Raw genomic sequence first — 4241 nt, forward strand, 5'->3', positions numbered from 1 at the left:
CTGGGGTTGCCCGCAAATCGTGGACACGTAGTTAAGCTGCTTAGGGGTTAAGCAGCGGCCTTCTTATTACCATTTTGATCAGCGAGCTGGGCTTCGAAATCGACGGGGCTTACCATCCCGATGGACGAGTGGCGACGGCGCCGGTTGTAGACAATCTCAATCCAGCGAGCCACCGCCTTCCGGGCTTCGTTGCGGGTTCGCCATTCCTTCCGATCGTAAAATTCGGTCTTCAATGTCGACCAGAACGACTCGGCCATCGCGTTGTCAAAGCAGACACCAGTACGGCCGACCGATTGTGCAATCCCTAGTTCTTGACAGACCTGCCACAGCTGTTCGCTGGTGAACTGGGTACCACGATCGGCGTGGAAGACCACGCCGTCGGGTACTTCACCACGCAGGGTGTAAGCCATGCGCAGTGCACGTTCAACTAGGTAAGAATCCTGCACACTATCCATGGACCAGCCTAGGACTCGGCGGGAGTGTCCATCGCGGATAACGCATAGGTACAGCCAGCCCTCATTCGTGCGTAGATAGGTAATATCCGACATCCACACTCGATTAAGCTGCCCTTGATCAAATAGGCGTTTCACTAGGTCTGGAAGCGTTGACTTCCGCTTGGATTGAATCGTCGTTACGGGAACAAACGCCCTGGGTGAGATGCCTTCAATACCCATCATCCGCATGCGTTTGGCCACGGTTTTGCGATTCACATAGACCCCACCCTCGGCGAGTTCTGCAGTAATCCGTGGGGCACCGTAGACTTCGTCAGAATCTTCCCAGATGTCATGAATTTTCCTGTCTAACTGGTCGAGGAATCTCTGACGCTGATTTTCACCACGAAGCCGTACTGCTTGAGCCTTTTGCCATTTATAGTAGCCAGAACGAGAAACCTCTAATAACCTGCTCATTCGTTTGATGCTGTAGTTCGCCTTCTCCTGCTGCATTAGCTCAAATTTTTCCGATCGCGTTGCTTCGCAGCGAAGAAGGCGGTGGCTTTTGACAAGAACTCATTATCCATCTTGGCCTCAGCTAACTCACGACGCAGGCGAGCGTTTTCGGCTCGTATATCGGCATCACTGCGGCCATCTACCGAGCCTTGGCGTTCCCGCTCAAGTTTGACCCACCTGCCTAAAATTGTGGCTGATACGCTAATTTCCTTAGCCACATGAGCGATTGGGCGCCCAGACTCAATGACCAGTCTGGCGGCCTCCTGCCGGTACTCCGGGGTGTACTTCTTCCTTGACGAACTCACAATGAACATCCTCTCCTACGGACACAAGATCCGCACTAATCGGGTGTCCACTAAACGAGGGTAACCTCAGATCCGGCAATTTGTTATGCCTACGCAGGATCCGAAAAAGAAACGTCATGACCTCGCTGATGAACGTTCCAAAGCTTGGTCTGTGCCACAGGTTCAAGAGGACCTGAGAGCCCCAAAAGACGACCTCAACAACGAGGGACAGGAATACCGGCATTATCTAGCATTCGAGCACGGTGACGAAGCGCCAAAGGTATTCTATGAAAGCGCGTCTAGGCGGTATACGGATGTCGTAGGCGGCTCTGTCGGGGCAGAGTGGGCGGACCAAAGTGACCGCAATAAGCAGTCTTCAGAATTCGAAGAAAAACAACGTGCCGCTTTTTACTCGATAGATTTCACGAAAGCGCCCACATTTCGAGGTCAGGCCACTAAGTGGCGGACCTTCGGCTACCAAACAAGTCCGCGGGATAATGACAATCATGAGTACACGCTGAATTCCGAAGAACTTAAAGAGGAGTTCGGGTCTGTGATGCTGAAGTCACTGGACTTTTCGCAATTTGAAGACCCAGCCCCAATGGAATTTGGAGCCACCGATGAGGACAAAAGCGGGTCTCTAAATAGTTGCAAAAACCAAACGATGATTAATCGTTTCCTTGCATTAACGGTAGTAGCGGAAAATGTTGACTCCGATTCATTGAACGCAATTTCTCGTGCGCTTAATAGGCCGCGAAATACCGTATGGCTTGGAAAATCCGATTCTGAAGCTACATCACTCACGATTAATGACAGTGAGTTGCTTCAAGCGTGTATGGAAGTTGTTTATGAAGCTTTTGTGCAAGCCGGGTTAATTACGCCATCTAAAGACAAGAAAAAGAAGCTGATTACCAGGTCCTCAGTAATCGAACTAGGGATTCCACGAACCGGTAGCGCGGCTAATGCACATATTCCTCAAATGCAACCAATACGTTCTGTGGTTGCCTTGCCTTATATCGATGAACCGCGACTTCCAGACGTGTATAGAAAAATATTTGAGGTAGAAGGCGAGCAGCTTGACTCGCCTTCTAACTCTGATCAGCGCCAACCATCACAAGGGTGGTCTGCTAGGCATATTTGGTCATGGATACTTGCAACTGGCACAGACAACTTTGTCGATGGTGTTCCAGATTTTTATGCCGAGCCACCGGAAGATAAGGTGGGGCACTTTTTATTCTGGGATACTATCTCTGAAGAGACCGGCGTCGCCTTTGTTAGAAAGGTAGCTCAAACGCGCGACGATTTGAAATATTTCGGTTTGGCACATACCCGCTATGTGGATTTGATCATGCTGGTGATGCGGGCACATGTGAGTTTAGCAAAGCTCTCGGGCGCCCTACGAGAAATTGAATTTACTGACGTTATCAATGTTGGTGAGCGTTCAGAGAAAAAATATATGGAAAAACTGAATCTTCAGGTGAAGAATTTTCAGAGCATTCAAGCACACTTTGTCCGCATAAGAGATCGCCTTTGGGTAGATGCGGTGCCAAAGTACCATACGGATACCCGCGTGATGCGATCGATTAGGAAAGCGACCGATCTCGATATTATTTATCGAGATATTGAAAATGAAATCACGTTAAGGCAAGACATTTATTCCAACATATATGAAGCACGAAGAAATGAGCATCAAGAAAAGGAGCATGAGCGTTTTAACTTTTGGACTATTATTTTAGCTTTTCTGGCCGCCGTCTTAGCCGTACCAGGTTTCTTGGACATTTCTTCAGAAGAGCCTACTTCTCCACGGGGCGCGTTTATAATTTCTCTTGAGTTGGGCGCCGCGTTAATGGTAGTCATGTTCGTTTTGCAAAGGTTTTTGCAAAAACGCTGGCCCATTTTAAGAAATAAATGGGGAAAGTTTCGCGAGGGCTTTGGTTCGAAACGAGACTAGTTTGAGCTGGCATCTCGGCTGACTCAGCGATCCTTCTCTCGTGTCCAACCGCTTTGCTACGCTTTCGAAGACCACCCAAGAGTGGGGTGGATGAAGCTAAATTCTGTATCAAAGTTAGGTATTTTTATGTGTGCAAATGTATCGCCTGATGGGATCGATCGATTCCTATGGATCGACGTAAAAACCACGGGACTAGATGAACTCCGGTGTGAGCTACTTGAAGTCGCTGCGCTAGTTACTGATAGTCAATTAAGGGAGATCGACGAAGGAGTAGATATTGTTATCCATGCTCCTCATAGTTCCTTAGAATAGATGCCTAGGGTTGTGAAAGAAATGCATACCACCTCTGGGCTCATCGAAGAAGTTCAGCAGAGCTCAGTATCACTGCGAGAAGCAGAACGAGCAGTGTTGGATTATATGGATAGGCATTTTAGCTCTGAAGAAAAAGTAATCATGGCTGGTAATTCCATTACCTTAGATAGGAACTTTCTGCGCCGCTTTATGCCGCAAGTAGATGAGAATCTCCATTATCGGATGATTGATGTTTCTACCCTTAAAGAACTAATGCGATTATGGGCTCCAGGAGGCTTCGCCAATGTTCCCCAAAAAGTATTTGCGCATCGTGAGCTAGGAGATATTCGCGAATCTATTGATGAGCTGCGTTTTTATAGGAAACATTTCCTTACAGTGGAAAGCTGACACAGTAATACTTTGTGCAGCTACAGTGCGGTTTGAGCTTCAGAAATACTCTCAATGTTCTAGCAAAACGCGGAATCCGAGTTGTCTGCAATGAAGCGCTGCAGGGTGTAATAGATCCAATCTCTCATTTCCTTCATTAGAAAGGAGTCTCTCATGAAGCGAAAAGATCGGTACTACAATCATTGCATTTTGAAGCACCATCGTACTTGGCGCATGTTCGTCTGGGGGTGAAGGCGCAAACAGCGCCTCTAGTACGGTCCTAACCCTGAGCGTGTCAAGTTGTTTGTGTGTGGGGCTAGGTTTATAGGTATTTGTCGAAGCGGGCGGGAAAGGCTACGGCCATTTGGTTGATGGCTTGTT

At 48.1% G+C, this 4241-nt stretch carries 3 protein-coding genes; 2 read left to right on the forward strand and 1 reads right to left on the reverse strand.

Annotated elements, in window-relative coordinates:
• Positions 1-47 precede the first annotated feature (47 nt).
• Positions 48-1261, reverse strand: a protein-coding gene (locus HMPREF1257_RS11575) for an IS3 family transposase (protein WP_232208497.1) whose coding sequence is annotated in 2 segments (ribosomal slippage) — positions 48-988 and positions 988-1261 — 1215 coding nt in all. Because the reading frame shifts where the segments join, the coding sequence is not laid out codon by codon here.
• A gap of 76 nt (positions 1262-1337) precedes the next feature.
• On the opposite strand from HMPREF1257_RS11575, the gene HMPREF1257_RS11585 reads away from it, so the two are divergent.
• Both HMPREF1257_RS11585 and orn read left to right on the forward strand, forming a co-directional pair.
• On the forward strand, positions 1338-3182 hold the full coding sequence (locus tag HMPREF1257_RS11585) for a hypothetical protein (protein WP_023025533.1): 1845 nt from the start codon (positions 1338-1340) through the stop codon (positions 3180-3182).
• A gap of 324 nt (positions 3183-3506) precedes the next feature.
• Positions 3507-3881, forward strand: coding sequence for an oligoribonuclease (gene orn, locus HMPREF1257_RS11675; protein ID WP_198010525.1), 375 nt, complete (start codon positions 3507-3509; stop codon positions 3879-3881).
• The last annotated feature ends 360 nt before the right edge of the window (positions 3882-4241 follow it).

Source organism: Corynebacterium sp. KPL1814 (assembly GCF_000478175.1).
GTDB lineage: Bacteria > Actinomycetota > Actinomycetes > Mycobacteriales > Mycobacteriaceae > Corynebacterium.

What these genes read in the sequence shown, in the direction of transcription:
- HMPREF1257_RS11585 (WP_023025533.1), top strand. Translation starts at nt 1,338, where the DNA reads ATGCCTACGCAGGATCCGAAAAAGAAACGTCATGACCTCGCTGATGAA.